Source organism: Kribbella sp. NPDC043289 (assembly GCF_056436705.1).
On record NZ_JBWKCB010000005.1, the window covers coordinates 376,133 to 395,667 of the forward strand.

20 protein-coding genes are annotated in these 19,535 nt (G+C 69.5%); 9 read left to right on the forward strand and 11 right to left on the reverse strand.

Annotation, left to right across the window (positions count from 1 at the left end; all coding sequences use genetic code 11):
* Positions 1-69 precede the first annotated feature (69 nt).
* Both AC0662_RS29545 and AC0662_RS29550 read left to right on the forward strand, forming a co-directional pair.
* Positions 70-651 carry an HhH-GPD-type base excision DNA repair protein gene (locus AC0662_RS29545; RefSeq protein WP_478304700.1) on the forward strand — a complete coding sequence of 194 codons (582 nt, stop codon included), beginning with the start codon at positions 70-72 and terminating at the stop codon, positions 649-651.
* A 157-nt stretch (positions 652-808) separates the two neighbouring features.
* A complete protein-coding gene (locus tag AC0662_RS29550; RefSeq protein ID WP_478304702.1) occupies positions 809-1,399 on the forward strand; it encodes a TIGR03086 family metal-binding protein in 591 nt (196 codons plus the stop codon).
* Here the strand turns inward: AC0662_RS29550 and AC0662_RS29555 are convergent.
* From AC0662_RS29555 to AC0662_RS29565, 3 genes are all read right to left on the reverse strand, one after another.
* Positions 1,349-2,581, reverse strand: coding sequence for an FAD-dependent monooxygenase (locus tag AC0662_RS29555; protein WP_478304705.1), 1,233 nt, complete (start codon positions 2,579-2,581; stop codon positions 1,349-1,351). The genes AC0662_RS29550 and AC0662_RS29555 overlap by 51 nt on opposite strands.
* 192 nt (positions 2,582-2,773) lie before the next feature.
* The gene (locus AC0662_RS29560) at positions 2,774-4,789 is read right to left on the reverse strand and encodes an oxidoreductase (RefSeq protein ID WP_478304707.1); all 2,016 of its coding nucleotides are present in this window, start codon (positions 4,787-4,789) and stop codon (positions 2,774-2,776) included.
* Positions 4,786-5,328 (reverse strand): PadR family transcriptional regulator, encoded by a 543-nt coding sequence (locus tag AC0662_RS29565; RefSeq protein ID WP_452196927.1) that lies wholly within the window; start codon positions 5,326-5,328, stop codon positions 4,786-4,788. The genes AC0662_RS29560 and AC0662_RS29565 overlap by 4 nt, the downstream gene beginning before the upstream one ends.
* 139 nt (positions 5,329-5,467) lie before the next feature.
* Between AC0662_RS29565 and AC0662_RS29570 the strand changes: the two genes are divergently transcribed.
* Together AC0662_RS29570 and AC0662_RS29575 are read left to right on the forward strand one after the other, a co-directional pair.
* Complete coding sequence (locus AC0662_RS29570) at positions 5,468-5,953, forward strand: cation:proton antiporter regulatory subunit (RefSeq protein WP_452196926.1); 486 nt, start codon at positions 5,468-5,470, stop codon at positions 5,951-5,953.
* A 2-nt stretch (positions 5,954-5,955) separates the two neighbouring features.
* Entirely contained in the window at positions 5,956-7,188 is a 1,233-nt protein-coding gene (locus tag AC0662_RS29575) for a cation:proton antiporter (protein WP_452196925.1), read from the forward strand.
* Here AC0662_RS29575 and AC0662_RS29580 read toward each other — a convergent pair.
* From AC0662_RS29580 to AC0662_RS29600, 5 genes are read right to left on the reverse strand one after another with little or no spacing between them, the layout of a single operon-like run.
* Positions 7,181-7,729 carry a YdeI/OmpD-associated family protein gene (locus AC0662_RS29580; protein ID WP_478304709.1) on the reverse strand — a complete coding sequence of 183 codons (549 nt, stop codon included), beginning with the start codon at positions 7,727-7,729 and terminating at the stop codon, positions 7,181-7,183. The two genes, AC0662_RS29575 and AC0662_RS29580, sit on opposite strands and share 8 nt — an antisense overlap.
* A 27-nt stretch (positions 7,730-7,756) precedes the next feature.
* Positions 7,757-8,245, reverse strand: a complete 489-nt coding sequence (locus AC0662_RS29585; protein ID WP_478304711.1) for a methylated-DNA--[protein]-cysteine S-methyltransferase — start codon at positions 8,243-8,245, stop codon at positions 7,757-7,759.
* Entirely contained in the window at positions 8,242-8,796 is a 555-nt protein-coding gene (locus AC0662_RS29590; RefSeq protein ID WP_478304713.1) for a GNAT family N-acetyltransferase, read from the reverse strand. Before AC0662_RS29590 ends, AC0662_RS29585 begins: the two co-directional genes overlap by 4 nt.
* Positions 8,793-10,301: an AlkA N-terminal domain-containing protein gene (locus AC0662_RS29595; RefSeq protein ID WP_478304715.1), complete on the reverse strand. Its 1,509-nt coding sequence runs from the start codon at positions 10,299-10,301 to the stop codon at positions 8,793-8,795. The genes AC0662_RS29590 and AC0662_RS29595 overlap by 4 nt, the downstream gene beginning before the upstream one ends.
* Before the next feature lie 42 nt (positions 10,302-10,343).
* Positions 10,344-10,796 carry a MarR family winged helix-turn-helix transcriptional regulator gene (locus AC0662_RS29600; RefSeq protein WP_452196920.1) on the reverse strand — a complete coding sequence of 151 codons (453 nt, stop codon included), beginning with the start codon at positions 10,794-10,796 and terminating at the stop codon, positions 10,344-10,346.
* 78 nt (positions 10,797-10,874) lie between these two features.
* Here AC0662_RS29600 and AC0662_RS29605 point away from each other — a divergent pair, with 78 nt between their 5' ends.
* The 5 genes from AC0662_RS29605 (at position 10,875) to AC0662_RS29625 (ending at position 17,038) form a co-directional block, all read left to right on the forward strand.
* On the forward strand, positions 10,875-11,300 hold the full coding sequence (locus AC0662_RS29605; protein ID WP_478304717.1) for an SgcJ/EcaC family oxidoreductase: 426 nt from the start codon (positions 10,875-10,877) through the stop codon (positions 11,298-11,300).
* Between the two features lie 73 nt (positions 11,301-11,373).
* Complete coding sequence (locus AC0662_RS29610) at positions 11,374-12,114, forward strand: SDR family NAD(P)-dependent oxidoreductase (RefSeq protein WP_452196918.1); 741 nt, start codon at positions 11,374-11,376, stop codon at positions 12,112-12,114.
* 354 nt (positions 12,115-12,468) lie between these two features.
* Positions 12,469-13,254: an LLM class flavin-dependent oxidoreductase gene (locus AC0662_RS29615; RefSeq protein ID WP_478304719.1), complete on the forward strand. Its 786-nt coding sequence runs from the start codon at positions 12,469-12,471 to the stop codon at positions 13,252-13,254.
* Positions 13,255-13,318: 64 nt separating this feature from the next.
* Entirely contained in the window at positions 13,319-14,323 is a 1,005-nt protein-coding gene (locus AC0662_RS29620; protein ID WP_478304721.1) for a LacI family DNA-binding transcriptional regulator, read from the forward strand.
* Between the two features lie 42 nt (positions 14,324-14,365).
* Positions 14,366-17,038, forward strand: coding sequence for a glucosidase family protein (locus tag AC0662_RS29625; RefSeq protein ID WP_478304723.1), 2,673 nt, complete (start codon positions 14,366-14,368; stop codon positions 17,036-17,038).
* 435 nt (positions 17,039-17,473) lie between these two features.
* Here the strand turns inward: AC0662_RS29625 and AC0662_RS29630 are convergent, their stop codons facing one another.
* The 3 genes from AC0662_RS29630 to AC0662_RS29640 are packed head-to-tail and all read right to left on the reverse strand — an operon-like array spanning position 17,474 to position 19,505.
* Positions 17,474-18,244, reverse strand: coding sequence for a hypothetical protein (locus AC0662_RS29630; RefSeq protein WP_478304725.1), 771 nt, complete (start codon positions 18,242-18,244; stop codon positions 17,474-17,476).
* Positions 18,241-19,146, reverse strand: a complete 906-nt coding sequence (locus AC0662_RS29635) for an ATP-binding cassette domain-containing protein (RefSeq protein ID WP_452196913.1) — start codon at positions 19,144-19,146, stop codon at positions 18,241-18,243. Before AC0662_RS29635 ends, AC0662_RS29630 begins: the two co-directional genes overlap by 4 nt.
* Complete coding sequence (locus AC0662_RS29640) at positions 19,146-19,505, reverse strand: GntR family transcriptional regulator (protein ID WP_452196912.1); 360 nt, start codon at positions 19,503-19,505, stop codon at positions 19,146-19,148. The genes AC0662_RS29635 and AC0662_RS29640 overlap by 1 nt, the downstream gene beginning before the upstream one ends.
* Positions 19,506-19,535 lie beyond the last annotated feature (30 nt).

The following is a 19,535-nucleotide window of genomic DNA, read 5'->3' on the forward strand; positions in this document are numbered from 1 at the left end:
GGGGCCCGCCCCCCAAACGGGGCGGGGAGCGGGTGCCCGCACGGTGAGGCCCGTGCCAAGATGGGCGACATGCTGCGCGAACTGCACCTCACCGGCAACCCGGATGCCGACACGCTGCTCAACGACGACCCGTTCGCCCTGCTCGTCGGGATGCTGCTCGACCAGCAGTACCCGATGGAGCACGCCTTCTCCGGCCCGCTGAAGATCGCGAACCGGATGGACGGGTTCGACCTGCACAAGATCGCGAACACCGACCTGGAGACGTTCGTCGAACTCTGCGTCACCCCACCGGCCATCCACCGGTACGGCGGCTCGATGGCCCGCCGGGTGCACGCCCTCGCCCAGCTGATCATCGACAAGTACGACGGTGACGCGGCGAACATCTGGCTCGCCGGCCGCCCGAAGCCGGACGGACCCGAGGTGCTGAAGCGACTGAAGGCGCTCCCCGGATTCGGCGAGCAGAAGGCGAAGATCTTCCTCGCCCTGCTCGGCAAGCAGCGCGGCGTGACGCCGAAGGGCTGGCGCGAGGCCGCGGGCAACTACGGCGACCGCGGCTCCCGGCGCTCGATCGCGGACGTCACCGACACCGCGTCGCTGAACGAGGTCCGCTCCTTCAAGAAGGCCGCGAAGGCAGCGGCCGCCGGCGCCTGATCCGGCGTCTGATTCTGCACCTGATTCCGCGCAACACCTGGGCCCGATCTGTTGCAGATCGGGCCTTTCGGTGCGGGATGTCCCTTGTGCTCCAGGCGTTTCCCTGCGAATCCCGGCGTACCGACCTATGCTCGGGGCAGCCACGGGAGGAGCGCGGATGGACATCCGGGATCTGGATCGGCGGGCCGGCGCGGTGCTTGGGGAAGTCGTGATGCAAGTCCGGCAGGAGCACCTGTGGTTCCCGACGCCGTGCCCGGACTGGACGGTCCGCGGCCTGCTCCGCCACGTGGTCAGCCAGAACGACGGCCTCGCGAAGGCCGCGCAGAACGGGTCCGCCTCCGTGCACGCGTGGAACGCCGGCCGGCTCGCCGACAACCCGGCCGGTGCCTACCGCCGCTCGAACGTGCGGGTCGCCGACGCGTTCGCCGACGGCGGCGCGCTGGACCGGCTGGTGGAGGTGCGCGAGTTCGGCTCGTTCCCGCGCCGGATCGCGCTGACCTTCCACCAGCTCGACTGCATCGTGCACGCCTGGGACCTGGCCCGGGCGATCGACGTGCCGTACAACCCGCCGCCGGACATGGTCGAGCTCGCCCTCACCCTGGCCCGCCGGATCCCCGACACCGACACCAACCGCGGGCCCGGCTACGCCTTCGAACGCGCCGTCAAGGTCTCCGGCACCGCCCCCGACCTCGACCAGTTACTCGGTTTCCTCGGCCGCGACCCGGAGTGGGTCTCGCCCCTCGACTGAGTACTCCGGCAGGTCAATGGCATCCGGCTTGGCGACGGCCATCTTGGCGAGCGCGCCGGACATCAGCCGCGACGTCATCACCCGCAGCACGAAGTCGCGGTAGCCGATCCCGAACGCGGTCATCGGCATCGCCATCTTCAGCCCACCCGGCGGCAGTTCCATCCGCTGGTCGACGTACGCCCGCATCCGGGCCTGGTACGCCGGGAACGCGCGCGCGTGATCGCCGTCCACAGCGGCCAGCTCACCCACCAGGACATAGGCCCCGACGAGCGAGAGCGCCGTACCGTGGCCGGCCATCGGTGAACCGCAGTACCCGGCGTCGCCGACGAGGGTGACTCGCCCGCGCGACCACTCCGGCACGACGACGCGGCTCGTGCTGTCGAGGTAGAAGTCGTCCGCGGCGTCCAGCCCGCGCAAGACGTGGTCGGTGTGCCACCCGAGCCCCTCGAAACGCGAGCGCACGAGCTGCTTCTGTCCCGCGACGTCCCGCCGGTCGTAGCTGACCACCGGTGACCGGAAACTCAGCAGCGCCTTCGCGAACCGCGGATCGCGATCCGGCCGCAGTGCCACCCAGCGACCGCGCGGCGCGGTGTACACCTTCATCCAGTGGTTCAGGTCCTCCGGCGAGTCGACGGTGAAGTACGACGTGTAGCCGCCGAGGTGGTGCACGAAATCGGTCTCGGGACCGAACGCGAGCCGCCGTACCCGCGAGTGCACGCCGTCGGCACCGACCACCAGGTCGAACCGCCTCCGCGCCCCGCTCGCGAACGTCACGTCGACACCGGCCGCGTCCTGCGCCAGTTCGGCGACCGAGTCGCCGTACAGGTACTCCACCTCGGCCGTCGCCGCGGTCAGGATCCCGGCGAGATCGCCACGCAGGATCTCGATCTCCGCGACCGGCCCGGCCCCGTCGAGCAGCTCCGCGGCCATCGCGGCGGACCGCCGGCCGTCGGCCCGCACGTACTCGAGCCCACGCTCGTGCACCTGCCGCTCGGCCACCGCCGGCAGCAGCCCCATCCGGTCGGCCACCACCCGGGACACTCCCCGCAGGTCGACGGTCTGCCCGCCCGGCCGCGGCCCGGACGCGAGCTCGACCACCGTCGGCGCGAACCCGAACCGCCGCAGCCAGTACGCCAGCGCCGGCCCCGCGATCCCGCCACCGGAAATCAGAACAGTCTTCATCGGACACCCCTTCGAACTAGTGCGCGTACGCCGTACACGGTGCACTACTCGGGGATGTCGACGCCACCGCGCACTAGTGCACCGGGGCAGGTGCACTAGTGGACGCCCAGGCCATCACAATCGCGCCACTCGGGCGGGCCCACGCTCAGCGAGCCCGCGATCGGCGGATTGTGATGGCCTGGCGGTCCGGGGTCAGAGGGTGAGGGCGAGGCGGGTCGCCTGTTCGATCGCGCGCTTGGCGTCGAGCTCGGCCGCGACGTCGGCCCCGCCGACCAGGTGCACCGGACGCCCGGTCGCCCGCAGCGCCTCGGCGAGATCGCGGACCGGCTCCTGACCGGCGCAAACGACCACCGTGTCGACCGCGAGCACGGTTGCCTTCTCGCGCTTCTCGCCGAAGGTGATGTGCAGTCCCTCGTCGTCGATGCGCTCGTAATTGACACCTCGCAACTGCTCGACCTGCTTGTTCTTCAGCGCGGCCCGATGCACCCACCCGGTCGTCTTGCCGAGACCGGCACCGATCTTCCCGGCCTTGCGCTGCAGGAGATACACCTTCCGCGGCGACGGCTCCGGCCGCGGTACGGCGAGGGCGCCCGGCAGCTCAGTCGGATCGCCGACGCCCCACTCCGCCTTCCACGCGGCGAGATCCGGCGCCCCGTCCGTCGTCAGGAACTCGCTGACGTCCACCCCGATCCCGCCGGCCCCGATCACCGCGACCGTCTTCCCGACCGGGCGGCCCGCGCGGACCACGTCGACGTACGACAGCACTGTCGGGTGGTCGATCCCCGGGATCGCCGGAACGCGCGGTACGACGCCGGTCGCGAGCACGATCTCGTCGAAGCCGGCCAGGTCCTCGACGGTCGCGCGCCGGCCGAGGTGCAGTTTCACGCCGGTCAGGTCGAGCTGCCGCCGGTAGTACCGGATCGTCTCGGCGAACTCCTCCTTGCCCGGGATCCGCCGCGCGATCCCGAACTGCCCGCCGATCTCCGCATCCGCCTCGAACAGCTCGACCCGGTGCCCGCGTTCGGCCGCCGTCACCGCGGCCGCCAGTCCCGCAGGCCCGGCCCCGACCACCGCGAGCCGCTTGGTACGACGGGTCGGCAGCAACCGCAGCTCGGTCTCGCGCGCCGCCCGCGGGTTCACCATGCAGCTCGCCTTCTTCTTGGCGAACACGTGGTCCAGACACGCCTGGTTGCAGGCGATGCAGACGTTGATCTCGTCGGCCCGGTCCGTGGTTGCCTTGAGCACCCACTCCGGGTCGGCCAAGAACGGGCGGGCCATGCTGACCAGGTCGGCGTCGCCGCGGGCCAGCACCTCCTCGGCGACCTGCGGCAGGTTGATCCGGTTCGAGGTGACCACCGGGATCGACACGTGCGGCTTGAACGCCGCGGTAACACTCGTGAACGCGGCCCGCGGAACGGACGTGACGATGGTCGGGACGCGCGCCTCGTGCCAGCCGATGCCGGTGTTGATGATCGACGCCCCGGCCGCCTCGATCTCCTGGCCCAGCGCCACCACGTCGTCCCAGGTCTGACCGCCGTCGACCAGGTCCGCCATCGAGAGCCGATAGATGATCAGGAAGTCCTTGCCGACCCGCTCCCGCGTGCGCCGGACGATCTCGACCGCGAGTCGTCGCCGGTTCTCCGGGCTACCGCCCCAGCGGTCGGAGCGCTTGTTCGTGCGCGCGGCGAGGAACTGGTTGATGAAGTACCCCTCGGACCCCATGATCTCGACGCCGTCGTACCCGGCCTCGCGGGCGAGCGCCGCACAGTCGACGTACGCCGTGATCTGTTGCTGAACGCCACGATCGGAGAGGGCTCGGGGCTTGAACGGGTTGATCGGGGCCTTGAGAGCGGACGCGGAGACGCTGAACGGGTGGTACGAGTAGCGCCCGGCGTGCAGGATCTGCAGCGCGATCCGGCCGCCCTCGGCGTGGACCGCGCCGGTCAGCAGCCGGTGCCTCGTCGCCTGCCGCCGGCTCGTCAGCGTGGACCCGAAGGGCGTCAGCCAGCCGGTCCGGTTCGGGGCGTAGCCGCCGGTCACCATCAGGCCGACGCCGCCGCGGGCGCGCTCCGCGAAGTACGCCGCGAGCTTCGGCATGTCACTCAGCCGGTCCTCCAGACCGGTGTGCATCGAGCCCATGATCACGCGGTTCGGCAACGTGACATGCCCGAGATCGAGCGGCTCCAGCAAGTGCGGGTACGCGCTCATGCTCTGTCCTTTCGGAGGGCTTCGATTACTTCGTCGCACCAGGCCACGAACGACTCCTCGGCGCGGATGCCGCCGCGCAGTACGAGGTACTGGTGCAGGTCGCGGCCGTGCAGCGTGGCCGGCTTCGGGAAGTCGCGTTTCTGGATCCCGCGGTACACCTCGAGTCGCGTCGCGTGCTCGGCCCGGTGCCGCTCGATCTCGTGGAACACCACGTCCAGATCGCCGAGCGAGGCGCCGCGGAGCTTCACCCCGAGCCCGTCCCGCAGTACGGCGGGATCCTCCGGCTCGGCCAGCCAGCGCGAGAGTTCCGCGCGCCCGGCCGCCGCGACCCGGTACACCTTCTTGTCCGGGCGGCCGTCCTGGGCGATCGCGGTGTGCTTCACCCAGCCGGCCTCGTCCATCCGGCGCAGCACCCGGTAGATCTGCTGGTGGGTGGCCGGCCAGAAGTAGCCGATCGACCGGTCGAACCGCCGGGCCAGCTCGTAGCCGGAGCCGGCCCGCTCGGTCAGCGAGACCAGGATCGCGTGCTCCAGTGCCATCTCCGGAGCGTACCTATGCAACTCGTTGCAGTGCACCGGAGTGCAGCACATGTCACAACAGTTGTCCGGACAGGCCTTTTCCCGTTTGAGAGAATGGTTGCAGACGCCTTGTATTTGTCACCAATGGATTTGGAGCACCATGGACCCGCAGGCCCACACGACCAAGACCACGCTGCCCGGGATCGGCACGCGGTACGACCTGGTCACCGAAGCCGGTAAACACGTCTCGGTGGTGGCGCACAACGACGGCCGGCGGTTCCTCGGCTTCCACAAACCCGATGACGACGACGAATGCCAGGCGTCCGTACCACTGGCGCAGGGCGAGGCGGCCGCGCTCGCCCAACTGCTGCTCCCGGAGCGGATCGACCCGGTCCGCGGCGAGATGGAGATCGACCTGGTCACCGAGCACATCCCGATCACCGCCAAGTCGCCGTACGGCGGACGCACCCTCGGCGACACGCAGGTCCGCAGCCGGACCGGTGCGTCCATCGTCGCGGTACTGCGCCGGACCGGGGCCACGCCGTCGCCGACGCCGGACTTCCGGTTCGCGATCGGGGACAAGCTGGTCGTGGTCGGGACCCGCGAAGGCGTGGACGCCGTGGCCGATCTGATCGCGGGGGGCTGAGCATGCACGAAAACATCACCGCGCTGCTGATCGAGCTCGGCGCCGTCATCCTCGCCCTGGGCGTCCTCGGGCGGATCGCCGGCCGGCTCGGCTTCTCCCCGATCCCGTTGTACCTGCTGGCCGGCCTGGCGTTCGGGCACGGCGGCATCCTCCCGTTGGCCGCGAGTGAGGAGTTCGTTGCCACCGGCGCCGAGATCGGCGTGATCCTGCTGCTGTTGCTGCTCGGGCTCGAGTACACCGCGTCCGACCTGGTCGGCACGTTGAAGACGCAGTACATCTCGGGTGCGGTCGACTTCCTGCTCAACGCCATCCCGGGCGCCGTGGTGGCGCTGCTGCTCGGCTGGGGTCCGGTCGCGGCGGTCGCGCTGGCCGGTGTCACCTGGATCTCCTCGTCCGGCGTGATCGCGAAGGTCGTCGGCGACCTCGGGCGCCTGGGTAATCGCGAAACCCCTGTGGTGCTGGGGATTCTCGTCCTCGAGGACCTGTCGATGGCGGTCTACCTGCCGATCCTCACCGCATTGCTCGCGGGAGTCGGCCTGGCCGGCGGCAGCATGACGTTGCTGATCTCGCTCGGCACGGTGAGCATCGTCCTGTTCATCGCACTCCGGTACGGGCGAGTCATCAGCCGGGCCGTGTCGTCGGACAATCCCGAGATGTTGCTGCTCGTCGTACTCGGCCTGACCTTGCTGGTCGCGGGCATCGCGCAGCAGCTGCAGGTGTCGGCGGCGGTCGGTGCGTTCCTCGTCGGGATCGCGTTGTCCGGTGAGGTCGCGCACGGTGCGCGGAACCTGCTGAGCCCGCTGCGGGACCTGTTCGCCGCGGTGTTCTTCGTGTTCTTCGGTCTGAGCACCGATCCGGCGAAGATCCCGCCGGTGCTCGCGGTCGCGTTCGCCCTGGCGGTCCTCACCGCTCTCACGAAGGTCGCCACCGGCTGGTTCGCCGCCCGGCGGGCCGGCATCGCGCCCGCGGGTCGCTGGCGGGCCGGTGGCACGCTGGTCGCTCGCGGTGAGTTCTCGATCGTCATCGCCGGCCTCGCGGTCGGTGTCGAACCGAAACTCGGTCCGCTCGCCACGGCGTACGTGCTGATCCTGGTCATCCTCGGCCCGGTCGCCGCCCGCTACACCGAGCCGCTCGCCCGCCGGCTGACCCGCAAGGCGCCGGCACGGGTCGAGGCCCAGGCTGTCGACGCTCCGGCCGTCGAGCGGCTGGACGACGCCGCGAACACACCTACCTGATCCTGACGCCACCTGCGGCCTGCTCAACGGTCTGAGCGATCCGTCGGGCTCGCGTCTCCGGACGCTTCGCCAGCGTGATCCATTCGAGGATCGCCCGGCGGGACGAGGGTGGGAAAGCCCGGAAGTGTTCATCGGCCTGGGGGTCGCGTGCCAGCGCGGCCCGCAGGTCGGCCGGGACGATCAGGTCCTGCGCATCCTTCAGCAGGTCCCACGTCCCGGTCCGCCGGGCCAGCGCGACGAGCTCCTCTCCCGGCGGCATCATCAGCCCGGCCGCGGTCAGCCGCTCGATCCGCTCCCGGTTCGACTTGCTCCACGTACTGCGCGGGTTCCGCGGCGTGAAGCACTGGTACGTCGTCCGCTCGTCGCGGCGCAGCGTCTTGCTGTCGATCCACCCGAAACACAACGCCTGCTCGACGGCCGTACCGAGGTCCAGGTCCTGGTGGACGATCAGCCACACGGATCGTTCACGCCGGCCGTTGGTGTCCAGCCAGCTGCGCCACTCGTCGGCGTCCGCGCAGCTCAGGGCTTCGTCATCGTTCATGCCATCCAGAGTGCACCCGATAAGTGCTCACCCGATGAGCAGTTTTGCACCGCGTTCGTGGTCGAGGAGGGCTCGTTTGCGTTCGATGCCGCCGCCGTAGCCGGTCAGGCTGCCGGTCGAGCCGACGAGGCGGTGGCACGGGACGATGACGCTGATCGGGTTCTTCCCGTTCGCCAGACCGACCGCGCGCGCCGACTGCGGTTTCAGACCGAGCGCCGTGGCGAGGCCGCCGTACGTCGACGTCTCGCCGTACGGGATGTCCTGCAGGGCGATCCAGATCTGCCGCTGGAAGTCCGTGCCAACGAGGTGCAGCGGTACGTCGAAGCTCGTGCGGCCGTGGTGGAAGTACTCGTCCAGCTGCTCGGCGACCTCGCGCAGCGTCGAGTCGTCGCGGTCGCCGAAAGTCTCGGTCTCGGGGCGGTAGCGCTGCTGGTCCATGTACAGACCGGTCAGCCCGTGTCGGTCGCCCACGAGAGTGAGCGGACCGAGTGGGCTGTCGATGACGGCGTAGGTCATTGCCTGGACTGCCACTGCGCGCGGCTGATCCGGTAGAGCACATGGCGCTGCAGCCGGTGGCCCTGCTCGATCCGCGGGTGGTCGAAGTCGCCGGCCTCGTCGTGCACCATGCCGATCCGCTGCATCACCCGTTGCGACGGCAGGTTGGTGGTCGTCGTGAACGACACGATCTCGTCCAGCCCGGCCGGCCCGAACCCGACCGCCAGCGCCGCCCGCGCGGCCTCGGTCGCGTAGCCGTTGCCCCAGGCACCTTTCGCGAGCCGCCAGCCAATCTCGACGGCCGGCAGGAAATGCGCCTCGAACGTCGGCAGGTTCAGACCGGTGAAACCGATGAACACGCCGGTGTCGCGCACCTCGATGGCCCACAGTCCCCAGCCGCGTTCGTCGAGCGCCGCGATGTTGCGGTCGATCAGCCCGTCGCTCTGCTCGCGGGTCTGGAGTGCCGGGAAGTGCTCCATCACCGCCGGGTCCGCGTTCAGCGCGGCGAACGGGTCGCGGTCGGCGTCGCGCCACTGGCGCAGCAGCAGGCGGTCGGTGGTCAGTTCGGTCATGCTCGCTCCGTGAGTACCTGGAAGGACGGGTCGTCGGCGGCCGGAATCCGGTTGATCGCATGCTCCCCCGTCGCCCAGAGGTACTGCACGGCGTACGCACGCCAAGGCCGCCACGCGCGCGCGTGATCGGTCAGGGGTTTGGGGGCCTCGGGCAAGCCTAGGTCACGAGCGGCGTAACGGATACCGAGATCGCTCGCCACGAAGGCGTCCGGATCACCGAGCGCCCGCATCGCGATCGACTCGACCGTCCACGGCCCGATCCCCGGCAACGCCGCGAGCTGCTCCCGCGCGCGATCCCAGTCCGCACCCGCGCCGAGGTCGATCTCGCCGTCGGCCAGCGTCGCGATCAGCGTGGTGAGCGTCGTACGCCGGGACTTCGGGAACGCCAGCGATTCGGGATCGAGCCCGGCCAGCGCCTGCATCGTCGGGAACAGATGCGTGAGCCCACCGCCCGGGTCCTCGATCGACTCACCGTGCTGCAGCACCAACCGATGGGCGTGCGTCCGTGCGGCAGCCGTCGACACCTGCTGACCGAGCACCGCCCGTACGGCGAACTCCTCGCCGTCGACCGTGTGCGGGACCCGGCGGCCCGGCGCCTTCGCGATCAGCGGAGCGAGCACCGGGTCTTCGCCGAGCAGGTCGTCGACGGCGATCGGGTCCGCGTCCAGGTCGAGCATCCGCCGGCAGCGGCTGATCGCGATCGCGAGGTCGCGCTGATCGGTGAGCGAGAGCTGACAGGCGATGTGGTCAGGCATCGGCTTGAGGGCGACGACACCGTGGCCGTGCGGAAGGCGGAGCGTGCGGCGGTAGTGACCGTCGCGCCACTCCTCCACGCCCGGTACGCCGGTCGCGATCAGGTGGCCGAAGAGGTTGTCAGGCGTGAGCGGAGCGCGGAACGGGAGGCGCAGCGCGATGGTGCCGGGCGCGGCGGACGCCGTACCCCGGCGGACCCGGCGACGCAGCTCGGTCGGCGACAGCGCGAAGACCTCCTGCACCGTCTCGTTGAACGTCCGCACGCTGGAGAACCCGGCCGCGAACGCGACGTCCGCCATCTGCAGCTCACTCGTCTCGATCAACAGCCGCGCGGTCTGTGCGCGCTGCGCCCGGGCGAGCGCGAGCGGCCCCGCACCGAGCTCGGCCTGGAGTTGCCGCTGCACCTGCCGCACGCTGTACCCGAGCTGGCCGGCCAGGCCCGGTACGCCGTCCCGGTCGACGACACCCTCCGCGATCAGGCGCATCGCGCGGGCCACCAGGTCGGCGCGGTCGTTCCACTCCGGCGACCCCGGACTCGCGTCCGGCCGGCACCGCTTACAGGCCCGGAACCCGGCCTGCTGGGCAGCCGCCGCGCTCGGGTAGAACCGCATGTTCTCGACCTTCGGCGGCACCACCGGACAGCTCGGCCGGCAATAGATCTTCGTCGTCAGCACCGCGGTGAAGAACCACCCGTCGAACCGCGCGTCCTTCGACTGCACCGCCCGGATGCATCGTTCCCTGCACTCGTACACGCCCTCCAGCATCCCTGCCGCCACCGACAATCACTAGCGGATTTACGACATCGAAGTACGCCGCCCGACCAGCTCCTCGGTGGACGCCTGGTAGGCGGCGGCAGCTTCTTCGAAGTAGCGGAACAGCGTTGCCTGTTCGGCCGCGGAGTACTCGCCGATGACCGCGCCGAGCCTCCGGCGGGCGCCGGCCACGGCCTTGTCGACGGACTTCGGCGGCTTGGCCAACTCGACGACGACCTTGCGGCGGTCGTTCGGATCGTAACCGCGTTCGACGTGCCCGCGCTGCTCGAGGCGATCGATCATCCGAGTGGTGGCGCCGGTGCTCAGCCCGGTCCAGCGGGCGAGTTCGCCGGACGTCAGCGGGCCGGTCAGATCGAGCAGGTTCAGCACGAAGTAGTCGGTCGCGTTCAACCCCGCAGCCTCGGCACTGGCCAGGCTGTGCAGCACCATCGCGCTCAGGTACCGCCGGAAGACGGAGCTCTGGTCGGTTGACATGCCGGGACACCTCCAGGTTAGATATCTGCATCATTGCAGATAATGATCCAGAACAGATACTGCAAGGGAGAAGGTATCATGGAGCAGACCCGGATTCTCGCCGTTCTCGATCGGCTGGCGGCTGCCTGGGAGCGCGGTGACGGGGCGGCGTACGGGCGGGAGTTCACCGCGGACGCGTCGTACGTGACGTTCGTCGGGACGACGTACCGCGGGCGGGACGACCTGGCGGCGGGGCATGCGGCGCTGTTCGGGAAGTTCCTGAAGGGGACGCGGATGTTCTCCGAGGTGGTCGAGGTGCGGATGTACGGCGAGCGCACGGCGGTCGTGGTGACGCGCGGGGACGTGGCGAAGAAGCGGCCGCGGCGGTTGCCGAAGGTGCAGACGTACACGCTGGTGCTCGAGGACGACGGGGAATGGCGGGTGGCGGCGTTCCAGAACGCCAAGCACCACCGGTTGATGGAGGCGGTGTCGTTCCGGATGCTGCCGGCGAGTGCGCCGCGGTAGCGGTTTTGCGACGGGAGGATCCGGTGGCGGATTCTCGCCAGCTTCGTGGAGCGTCGGGCGGTGAGATTGAAACATGAACGAACTACTGGGCAAGAAGGCATTGGTGACCGGCGGCAGCCGTGGGATCGGCGCGGCGACCGCCGTCGCGCTGGCGGAGCGCGGCGCCGATGTCGCGATCACGTACAGCACATCCGCGGACGCCGCGGCGACGGTGGTGAAGGAGATCGAGGGGCTGGGACGGCGCGGGTTCGCGTTCGCGGTCGACGCGGGAGACGCGGTCGCGGCGGCGGACGGCGTACGGCGGGCCGCGGAAACCCTTGGTGGGTTGGACATTCTGGTCAACAACGCGGGCGTCGGGGCGATCGCGCCGATCTCGGACATCTCGTTGGACGACCTCGATCGGGTGCTGGCCGTCAACGTGCGGGGCGTGTACGCGACCACGCAGGCCGCCGTACCGCTGCTGTCCGACGGCGCGCGCCTGATTCACGTCGGAAGCTGCGCCGCCGAGCGGGTCACGTCTCCCGGCATGACGCTCTACGCGATGAGCAAGTCCGCGTTGACCGGCCTCAGCAAGGCACTCGCCCGCGAGCTGGGCGCCCGCAACATCACGTCGAACGTCGTCCAACCCGGCCCTACCGACACCGACATGAACCCGTCCGACGGCCCGTACGCGGCGGCACAGATCGCCGACCTCGCCCTCAACCGCTTCGCCACCCCGGCCGAAGTAGCAGCCGCCATCACCTACCTGGCCGGCCCCACCGCCGCCTACATCACCGGCACCGAACTAACCATCGCCGGCGGCCACACCGCCTAACCCCAACACGCCTCCGGTCCCGCCGCGAGGACATGAATCACGGCGTACCGAACAACGGGTAGTGCGGCACCCCCAGCAGTGCACCTGAGCGTGACCCCAGCCCCACGCACGGCCTCTCACCCACTCACTACCCGTTCTTCCGCACCACGCCACACCCGGAGCCCGCACCCCACGCGCCGAGTGCCGGCAGAGCGCGCGGCGTACCGAAGGACGGGTAGTGCGGGCCCCGCTGGTGCGGCTGAGCGGTGGGGCGGGCGGTGTGCGCGGCGTGTCGTGGGTGTACTACCCGTTGGTCTGCACGGCGCGACCGTGAATCCGTGATGGTTGGTCGGTGGGTGGGGCTAGCGTCGGGGTGTGAAATTCTCGGTGACGGTTGGGGCGGTGGGGGCCGGGCGGGATCCGCGGGGGTTGGCGGAGCTTGCTCGGGTTGCGGAGGACGCTGGGTGGGACGGGGTGTTTCTCGAGGACTATCTGGTCTATCAGGGGGACGCCTCGCAGCCGACCTACGATCCCTGGATCTGTTTGGCGGCTATGGCGGTGGCGACCGAGCGGATCCGGATCGGGACGACGGTGACGCCGTTGCCGCGGCGGCGGCCGTGGAAGGTGGCGGCGGAGGCGGTGGCGCTGGATCACCTGTCCGGCGGCCGGATGATTCTCGGGGTCGGGATCGGGGACCCGGGCGACCCGTTCCTGGAGGGCAGGAGCCCGAAGGTGTTGGCGGAGATGCTGGACGAAGGGCTCGACCTGATCGACCAACTCTGGACCGGCCGGCCGGTGAGCTTCGACGGGCAGCACTACACGCTGACCGACGCGCAGCTCACCGCGCGGCCGGTGCAGCAGCCGCGGATCCCCATCTGGGTCGGAGGCAACTTTCTCGTACCGAGTGTTCGGCGCCGGATCCTGCGTTGGGACGGGTCCTGCGCGTACAAGGGCTCCACTGACGCACCGCAGCGGATCACTCCGCAGGACGTGGTCGACCTCAGAGAAGGCGGCGTCGTCGACATCAAGGTGAGTGGTGGCGACCCGGCAGCGTTCGCGCAAGCGGGTGCCAGTTGGTGGGGACGGTGGATCGCGCCGATGAGCGTCGAGGACACGCTCGCGCTTGTGCGGTTGGGACCACCCGGCGCTCTGAGGCGTTGACAGCGGGGCGGGCGCGGGGGAAACTGCGGATGTTTTTAACGTTCAAACGTTCGCGGGAGGCTGTGTGGCTACGTTGAAGCAGGTGGCTGCTCACGCCGAGGTGTCCGTGCAGACGGTGTCGAACGCGCTGAACGCACCGCACCGGCTGCGCCCGGACACGCTCGAGCGGGTGAACCGGTCGATCGAACTGCTCAACTACCGCCCGAATCGGAACGCGCGCAGTCTCCGGACCAGTGCCGTCGAGCTGATCGGATACTGCGTGCCGAACTGGCCGAACCAGACGCACCTCGTGATGGACCAGTTCCTGCACGCCCTCTGCGCCGCCGCGGAACGCACCGGCCGGCACATCCTGCTCTTCACCGCGCCACCCGGGGTCGACGGCATGCCGACGTACGACGACCTGCACGCGCGGCGGCTCGTCGACGGGTTCGTGTTGTCGCAGACCGAGACGCGCGACCCCCGGCACGGCTGGCTGAAGGACCAGGACATCCCGTTCGTCAGCTTCGGCCGGGTCTGGAAAGAGACCACGCAACCCGGTCCGTGGGTGGACGTCGACGGCGCGGCCGGATCCGCGCTGGCGGTAAAGCACCTGTACGAGACCGGCCGCCGGCGGATCGGGTTCCTCGGCTGGCCGAAGTCATCGGGCCTCGGCGAGGACCGGATCGGTGGCTGGCGGGCCGAGTGCAAGACACTCGGGCTGCCGACCACCGGGCTGGCCGTCCGGAGCCGTGACGACAGTATTGACGAGGGCGCCCGCGTCACCGCGAGCCTGCTCGACTCCGGCCAGGAGATCGACGGGATCGTTGCCCTGAGCGACATTCTCGCGCTGGGCGCGCTCCGCGAACTGACCCGCCGCGGCCTGACCGCCGGCCGGGAGATCGGCGTCACCGGCTTCGACGACTCGCCGCTCGCGGACGTCGTCTCCCCCGGCCTGACCAGCTTCCGGCAACCGATGGACCAGATCGCCGAAGAGCTGATCGCCATCCTCACCGGGCCCGGCGACGGGATGCCGGCCGAACGTCTGCTGCAGCCAGAACTGGTGATCAGGGGCAGCTCCGCCCCTGGCTGATCCGGCGCTGCTCCCCGGGCGCCGCGACAAGGAGGAACCGCCATGACTCCGCATCCGACCAACCGAAGTAGCTCCCCACCCCGCAGATCGGTACGCCGGGCCGCCGGCATCGCGCTGCTCGCCACCGCCACCGTCCTGGCCGGCGGCGCCTCAGCCCTCGCCGGCCCCACCGTCGACACCAACACCGGCGCCTCCAACAACACTGCCGCAGCCACGACCGCGGCCGCGGGCGGGGCGTCCGAGCTCTCCGAGACGACCCGTCTCCAGGACCGACGTTCGCTGGTCGTCGGCGACCGCGCGTACGCGATGGGCGACGAGTCCGGCCTCTACCCCGCCTCCGGCTGGCACGTCCGCGGTGAGATGGGCGGCTTCTGGACCCAGCCGATCAAGCTCCTCGACGGCCTCTGGTTCGGCCTCGACGGGAACTGGCTCGGCAAGCAAATGCCCGCCGCGAAGTACACCAGCGGTCACGGCTACAGCCGGATCGACTACTCCGGTGCCGTCAACGTCCGCCGTACCGACTTCGTCCCGGACGGGATCCGGGCGACGCTCGTCGGTCTCACGCTCAGCTCCAGTACGGCGAAGACGGTCAAGCTCGACGTCGACGCGCACTCCGAGCTGATGCAGTCCTACCCGTGGGACTGGACGACGCCGAGCGCGAAGGACGCGAACCTTCCCGACACCGGTGACTTCGTCGACGGTGCGCTCCGGTTCCGCGAGCAGGGCACCCCGGCGTACCCGAACGCGCCTGCCCACGACTACGCCGCGTTCGTCGGATCGTCCCTGCATCCGACGGGCTACCAGCCTGGTCCGGACCATCGCGGCCCGCAGGCCCCGGCGGTGATCTGTCCGAAGGACGGTACGACGCCCGCGCGGTGCGACGACTCGTTGACCGGCAAGGGCACCGGCGGCCGGCTCACGTACGACGTCCCGCTCGCTGCGGGTGAGCAGAAGACGATCTGGTTCGCGGTCGCCGGCTCCGATGAGGGCAGCCAGGCGGCGCAGCGCGAGTACGGGAAGGCACTGAGCAATCCCGAGAAGTTGCTGCGGGCAAAGAGTGCCGCGCGGCAGCAGGTCGACGCACAGTCCGCGGTGGACCTGCCTGGTGACCGGCTACTGCAGCGCAGCGTCGAGTGGAGCAAGCAGAACCTCGCGGACTCGGTGCAGCAGGCCAACAACCTGCAGATCCGCGACGTCAACGAAGGCAAGGACTTCCCGGCACCGGCCGGGAAGGTACAGACCGCGCGCTGGTTCGGCGCCGGCTTCCCGGACTATCCGTGGTTGTTCGCGACCGACGGTGAGTACACTGCGTTCGCAGCGGTCGCGGCCGGTCAGTTCGACACCGTGAAGGAACACCTGCGCGCGCTCCGCGACGTCAGCGAGATCCTGAACAAGCGCAGCGGCAAGGTCGCGCACGAGGTCACCCCGAACGGCTCGGTGTACTACGGCTCGAACCAGAGCGCGGGTAACACCGACGAGACGGTGAAGTTCCCGAGCACGGTCGCGCTGCTGTGGCGGTGGACCGGCGACGACAAGTTCCGCGACGAGATGTACGACTTCAGCGTCCGGAACCTGCAGTACGTGTACCGCGAACTCGACAAGGACGGCGACGGCTGGCCCGAGGGTCTCGCGAACGTCGAGCGCACCGGCATGGGCGTCGAGAAGCTCGACAGCACCGTGTACCTCGCCCGCGGGCTGCGCGACCTCGCCGACCTGGCCGCGTCGAAGCACGACACCAAGACCCAGCAGTGGGCGACCGCCAAGGCGAACGACCTCGAGTCCCGCTTCGAGGCGCAGTGGTGGGTCCCCCAGGCCATGGGGTACGCCGATTCCGTCGACGACCCCGCCAACCCGGCCAACGACAACACGCCGATCTTCCAGCGGCACTGGATCGGTGTCACGCCGATGGAGTCGGTGCTCACCCGTCCGGGTCAACCGGCGTCGCCGCTCGCGTCGAAGGAGCACGCGAACACCGCGCTCGACCAGCGGGAGAAGCCCTGCTACACGGGCGAGTTCGGCCTGTTCCACACCGGCACCGGGCCGACCTCGGACCCCGCCGGCAACCCCGGCGCGTCCTGCGACGGCGTGGTGTCGCAGGTGAAGAGCGAGCGCAGCATCTTCGGTCTCAACACCTCGATCATGGCCGTTGCGGAAGGCAACTTCGGACGGCTCGGCACGAAGCAGCAGCAGGTCTACACGACCGGCAACGCGCGGATCCAGCTCGACCCGTCGGTCTGGGAGACCCCGGGCGCGATGCCGGAGATCGCGCCGTCGCCGGACTCCCCGGCGAACATCGGCCGGCCGTTCTACGACCGCTCGATGACGCTGCAGGCCTGGGGTGCGTACGGGATCCTCTGGCCGGTGATCCACCAGCAGCTCGGCGTCGATCCCGATCTCGGGCACGGGCGGATCGCCGTCGTACCGCAGCTTCCGCAGGGCCAGCCGAAGGTGGCCGGGAGCAACATCCGGGTCGGTCAGGGATCCGTCGATGTGTCACAACGCCTTGCAGGTAAGGAGTTGTCGACCGATGTGACCGTCAAGGGTGTCGGTGCCGACGTCACGGTCGGCGCGGTGCTGCCGTCCGGGGCGAAGGTGAAGAGCGTGGCGGTCAACGGCCACGCGGCGCGGTACAAGCTGGTCACGACCAGCCGTGGGACGCAGGTGCAGGTGCCCGCGCAGGGTGCGCGCACCACGCTGGCGATCACTCTCGGCTGAGCCGCGAACGACCCGAGCCGGCCGGTGCACATCCGTTCTGTGCATCGGCCGGCTCTGTTGTGTCGCCATCCGGAACTACTGGGTTCCGTTACACACAAAGAAAGATGGCAAACAGACGGCGGGGCCCCTCCGGGTATGAGTCGGAGGGGCCCGCACCAGCTGAAGGAAGGGATGACGTCTCCAGCTTCCCGATACGGGTCCGTGGTGGCCGGCAGACCCCGTCACCGGTCTACCTCGGTGGGGATCCCCACCGCGAGGGGCCCTCGGTTTCCGATCGACCCGCCACTCCTTCCGAAGTCGCGTGCCGCTATTTCTACGCCCGACCACACGGTCGGCACAAGCCTTTCCTGAGAACAGTTTCAGTCGTCCACAGTGATTGGTCAGCCATCCACAGAAATGCTCCGAGTTATGCACACCCCCTGTGCATAACGTGTCTTAGCCCTTAGCGGGTTTGAGGGCCATCGGCTCCAGAACGCGATATCCGGCGTACACACCGAGCGCGCTGACCACGAGGACGGACGGGATGGCGACTGCGAGCGGTGGGCGGTGATAGCCGGCGTTGTTGAGGATATCCGCGAGCCACTGCGCGACGAGCAGGAACTCGGCCGCCGCCGCGGGCAGCACCGCGAGCGGCAGCATCAGCACGCCGAGCCAGAAGCCGAACCGGACGAACGTGATGCCGAGCAGCCAGCCCGCCACCTCGTGCGACAGGATCAGCAGGAAGAATTCGGCGAACACCAGACCGACCTGCGACGTACTGGTGAACAGGTGCGGGTTGTTGAGCTTGTCGGGCCAGCCCTGCCACGCGTACAACGCGTGCTCGAGCTGGTAGGCCAGCACCCACAGCAACGAGGTCGCGGCCGCAGCGCCGGTGAGGTAGATGCCGGCGGCAAAGGAGTACATCCGGCGGGTGACGCCTTGCGCGACGAACAGCGCGAAGAACGCCGGGGTGAGCGTGATGCCGATCGCCATTGAGAAGTACTTCGGGGACTGGGTGCCGTAGTCCCACATGCTGCTGGTGACGCCGCTGGTCGCCCACTGGATGACGATCCCGACGACCAGGAACGCGACCAGCATCACCGCCCAGTAGCCGACCAGCATCTGCAGCATGCCGCGCGTCATCGCGAGCAGGACTTGTTTCAAACGCTGCCCGTCGGTGACGCCCCGAGGCATCGCGGTGCGTTCCATCGCCGTACCGGTGCTCATGAACGGGCTCCTGCCGGGGCGGTGAGGTGGACGAAGAGGTCCTGCAGACCGACTGGGCCGATCTCCAGGCCGGCGTCGGTCGCCTGCGCGAGCAGCGCCGGATCGAGATCGCCGAGCACCGTGGTGGACTTGGTGCCGCCGAGACGCTCTTCCGCGAGCACGGTGAAGCCGGCGGTGAACGCGTCGACCGCGGCGGCCGGGCCGACGATCGAGGCGCCGCGACCGCGGAGCGCATCCACGGGCGACTGCGTGACGAGTCGGCCGTTGTCCAGGATCACGACCTCTTCGAGCATCGCGCTGACCTCGCTGACCAGATGCGTCGAGAGCACGATCGTCCGCGGGACCTCGGCGTAGTCGGCGAGCAGCGCGTCGTAGAACAGGTGCCGGGACGGGACGTCCATCCCCAGGTAGCTCTCGTCGAAGATCGTCAGCGGAGCCCGGCTGGCAAGCCCGAGCACGACGCCGAGCGCCGACTTCTTACCGCGGGAGAGCTTCTGGATCTTCTTGTTCAGCGGTACTTCGAAGCGGTCCAGGAGTTCGCCGGCGAGTTCAGCGTCCCAGTATGGCCGCAGCGCCGCTGCGAGTTCCAGCACGCGTTTGGCGGGCACCGGGTCCGGAAGATCTCCGGACTCGCGGATCAGGCAGACCCGGCTGGTGACGACCGCGTTCTCGTACGGCTCCTGGGCCGCGCCGAGATCGCCGCCCTCGATCAGCACCCGTCCCCCGTCCGGCCGGCGGAACCCGGCCAGGATCGCGGCGAGCGTGCTCTTGCCGGACCCGTTCCGGCCGAGCAGCCCGTGGATCTTTCCGGGCGCCAGCCGCAGATCGAGCCGGTCGAGTGCCGGCGTACCGGCGAAGTGAACCGAGAGATCCTCGGTCCGGACGGTCAGGGCGGTGGTCATCAGGTGTCACCCCACGTGCGGATGTGCTGGAGGACGTCGGCCACCGGGATGCCGATGGCCTTGGCCTCGCGGATCATCGGGTCGACGACGTCGGCGAAGAACGAGTCGCGGCGGCCGGTGCGGAGCAGGTCGCGGGCGTTCGGTGCCACGAACATGCCGATCCCGCGCTTCTTGTACAGGATCCCGTCGTCGACCAACTGGGCGAAGCCCTTGGCCGCGGTCGCCGGGTTGATCCGGTAGAAGGCGGCGTACTGGTTGGTCGACATCACCTGCTCGTCCTCGGCCAGCGCGCCGGTCACGATGTCGTTCTTGATCTGATCCGCGATCTGCAGATAGATCGGGCTGCGATCGTCGAACACCCACCCCACCTCCTTCCTCGGTTCATTACC